The 4,039-nt window shown below is 61.0% G+C and carries 2 protein-coding genes; one reads left to right on the top strand and one right to left on the bottom strand.

What is annotated here, in order from left to right:
- Positions 1-194: 194 nt before the first annotated feature.
- Positions 195-1,451, bottom strand: coding sequence for a tyrosine--tRNA ligase (tyrS, locus tag Q4Q11_RS31090; protein WP_113214223.1), 1,257 nt, complete (start codon positions 1,449-1,451; stop codon positions 195-197).
- Positions 1,452-1,749: 298 nt separating this feature from the next.
- Here tyrS and Q4Q11_RS31085 point away from each other — a divergent pair.
- On the top strand, positions 1,750-4,039 hold a 2,290-nt coding region (locus Q4Q11_RS31085; protein ID WP_498571893.1), incomplete at its 3' end, for a caspase family protein.

Below are 4,039 nucleotides of genomic sequence, written 5' to 3'. Positions count from 1 at the left end.
CGTGAACTTGCAAATTGGCAATATCCGAGCTCGACGGTTTCAACATGCCAGCCGTCAAGCGCAGCGAGGTTCAGCCGACCTAGAGACACAGCCTTCCCTATGCCAGCGGAAAGCGATCAAAACCAAAAGGGACGATGTGTACATAAAAAAGCCGGCGAGAAGCACCGGCTTTTTGCTTTCCGTATATTCGCCGCTCAGCCAACCGGACGGATGAGGATGTGCTTCTTCTTACCGAGCGAAAGTTTTATGACGCCATCCGCGGTGACTTCGCCGGCGCCGATGATCTTGCGCTCGTCGCTGACGGGATGATCGTTGACGCGCACGGCGCCGCCCTGGACGTGACGGCGAGCTTCGCCGTTCGACCCGGCAAGGCCGGCGCGCACGATCAGAGCCAGAAGGCCGATGCCAGAGTCGAGTTCGGACGGCGGGACGTCGATCGACGGCAGGTTTTCCGACAGACCGCCTTCCTCGAAGGTCTTGCGCGCCGTTTCGGCCGCCTGTTCGGCCGCCGTGCGGCCGTGCAGGATTGCAGTGACTTCGGTCGCGAGGATCTTCTTGACCTCATTGAGCTCGGAGCCTGCGATGGCGGAAAGTCGCGCGATTTCATCCATTGGCAGCGTGGTGAACAGTTTGAGGAAGCGCGGAACGTCCGCATCCTCGGTGTTACGCCAATATTGCCAAAAATCATAAACAGGCAGCAGGTCGGCATTCAGCCAGACGGCACCAGAAGCTGATTTGCCCATCTTGGCACCGGAGGAGGTCGTCAGAAGCGGCGAGGTCAAGGCAAAGAGCTGCTTGGTCCCCATGCGGTGACCGAGATCGATGCCGTTGACGATATTGCCCCACTGATCCGAGCCGCCCATCTGCAGGCGGCAATCGTAACGCCTGGCCAGTTCGACGAAATCGTAGGCCTGCAGGATCATGTAGTTGAATTCGAGGAACGACAGCGATTGTTCGCGGTCAAGCCTCGTCTTCACGCTGTCGAAGGACAGCATGCGGTTGACGGAGAAATGCCGGCCGACATCGCGCAGGAATTCGAGATAATTCAGCGAACGCAGCCATTCGGCATTGTTGATCATCAAGGCCGCGTTGCCGGGCTTGGTGTAGTCGAGATAGTTCGAGAAGCAGCGTTTGATCGAAGCGATATTGTCCTCGATCATGTCGATGGTCATTAGTTTGCGGGCCTCTTCCTTGAAGGAGGGGTCGCCGACCATGCCGGTGCCGCCGCCCATCAAAGAGATCGGCCGATGGCCGGTTGCCTGAAGCCAGTGCAGCATCATGATCTGGGTGAGATGGCCGACATGGAGGCTCGATGCCGTCGGATCATAGCCGATATAGGCCGTCACGGTTTCCTTGGCGAAGAGATCGTCGAGGCCGGCTTCATCGGAAATCTGATGAATGAAGCCGCGCTCTTGCAGGGTGCGCAGGAAATCGGATTTGAACTCAGCCATGATCTTGGTCTCTCGAAACCGCATCGACAGAGAATGCGGCGCAGTCGCTGTTGTTGAATGTCGCCGGGCGCGTTTAGCATCGATTTACCGGCGCGTCACCATTTTGGTGGGTGCGAAACCAAGTTTCGACAGGTCTCGCGGGCCGGGCTGGGTTTGTAACATAACGCCTCTTAATGTGAACGGATCGTGACATGAACCCCCGAAGCCACCCGGAATGTGCCGCGTATTCGCCCGAATCGAAGCTCATTGTTTTGCTGTTAATCCCGCGTGCAGCGCATGTTTCGTGAAAGAAACCGGTATGTCAGCTTTGCTTTCGATGATGGGATTGTCGTTCAAAAAGACGATCTTTGCATTCTTCGCCCTGATGTTGGTTTTAGGCGGCATTGCCGCGGTGAGCCCGGTCCAGGCGCAAGGTTCCCCTGAAAAGAGAATAGCGTTTGTCGTTGGTAACGCCGCCTATAAGGCAGGTGCCTTACCGACGCCGGCCAATGATGCCGGCCTGATCGCGCAGACGCTGCAGGCCGCAGGATTCGACGTAATCGGCGCGCGCGACCTCGACCAGAACGGGTTGCGCGATGCGATGCGCGACTTTCTGACCAAAGCGAATGCGTCGGGACCCAATACCGTCGTCTTCGTCTATATGGCGGGTTACGGGGTGCAGTATCAGGGCGATAACTATTTCGTGCCTGTGGATGCTCAGATGGCCAATGCCACCGATGTCCCGGTTGAAGCCCTGCGGGTTACCGATTTCACCAAGTCGCTGGCATCGCTCAACAATCGCGGCAGCATCGTCGTGCTCGACGCGGCGAGGGCCAATCCATTCGTGCAGTCCAGTCAGCCGCTCGCAGGCGGTCTGGCGCTGGTCGATCCTGATGCCAATCAGCTGATCGCCTTCAATGCGGCGCCCGGTACGGTCGCACCGCAGGAGACTGGCCCCTACGGCTCGTACGCACATGCGCTGGCTGAGATGATCCGCGTCGGCGGCCTGTCGCTGGACGACGTTTTCGATCGCACGCGCCTGCGGGTCAGCGATTTGACCAAGGGCGCGCAGATTTCCTGGGATGCCTCCAAATTCAAGAACGCCTTCACCTTCTTCGATCGCGGTCCCAATGCGCCGGCCGCCCAGGTCTCCAGCTACGACAATGCCGCAATCCGGACAAAGGCGATCCGCGATTTTGACGAGCGGGATGCCTATTTCGCCGCGCTCGATCGCGATACGCTGCAGGGTTATGAGGATTTTCTCGCAGCCTATCCCAACGATTCCATGGCGAAGCGTGTCCGCGCTATCATCGCCGCCCGCCGCGAGGCGATTACCTGGCGCGAGACGTGGCGTGCCGATACGCCGGAGGCCTATTGGTCCTATCTGAGGCGCTATCCGCGCGGTCCCCACGTATGGGATGCCCGCCGCCGTCTCGATCATTTCGAGGCAGCACTGGAGCCGCCGCCCTCGTTTACGGTGATCGAGTATGACGTGCCGCCGCCACCGCCACCGGAAATCGTCTATGTGGAACGGCCCGTCCTTTATTTCGATGATGCCGACTTCGGCTATGCACCACCGCCGCCTGTCGTCTTCCTGGCGCCGCCGCCGCCGGATTTCGTCGTGCTTGCGCCGCCACCGCCTCCTGTCGATCTCTACGTGTTGCCGGAGCCGGCCTACGTTCCGGTTCCTGACTGGGTCGAGCCGCCGCGTGATGTCGCGCCGCCGGAAAACAACGTCATCTTCAATAACATCCACAATACGGTCGTGAACAACACGACGGTCATCAACGAGAATGGAGCGGCACCGGCAACGCCACAGGCAGCTCCAGGATTGACGACCGGACAGAAGATCGCAGGCGCCGCCGTCCTTGCCGGCGCGGGTGCGGCTGCTCTGCATGTTGCCTTGCCGCCCTCGGTGCAGAAGAAGGCTGCAGCCCAGCAACAGCAGAATCCGGCCGCGGTGATCAAAACCCCGACTGGAGCAGCTCCTGCGGTTGCGCCTTCTGCCCAGCCGCAAGCACAGCCGCAGACGGGGAATGCTGCACATGCGCTTCCGGGTGCCAACGGCCAGCCCCTGCCGACGACCGGCAAGGCTCCAGCCACTCCGGGCGTGGCTCCTGCGAAACAGGCTCAGCAGCCACAGGTGGCTCCGAACGCCACGCATAATCCGGCTGTCGCCACCCAACCTGCCCAGCCGGGAGCGAATACCAACGCACACGCGCTTCCCGGCGCCAACGGCCAGCCCCTGCCTGCAACCGGCAATCTTCCGAAGGTGCCGGGTGCGGCACAGACGAAGCAGGCCCAACAGCCTCAGGCGGCACCGAACGCGACGCGTAACCCGGCCATCGCCACGCAACCTGCACAGCCCGGCACGAATGCCAAGACACATGCGCTTCCGGGCGCCAAGGGGCAGCCCCTGCCGCCGGCCGGAAACACGCCTGCCGTGAAGGGTCAAAATCAGATCGCCAAGACCCCGGCGCCGCAGGCGGCTCCGGCCGCGAAGCCGAATGCCGTGGCCACCGCGCCGAAACCCAATGTGCATGTTCAGGCGGTGAAACCAGCCGCACCCACCTTTGCCGCCAAGCCCCCGGTGAAACCCAACGTGGTCA

This window comes from Rhizobium sp. UFLA01-1127 (assembly GCF_059803845.1).
Note: the sequence above shows the minus strand (reverse complement) of the source record. Positions and strands in the feature narration are given on the sequence as shown.

Coding starts and splice junctions, on each gene's coding strand:
- tyrS (WP_113214223.1), bottom strand. CDS start 1,451: ATGGCTGAGTTCAAATCCGATTTCCTGCGCACCCTGCAAGAGCGCGGC.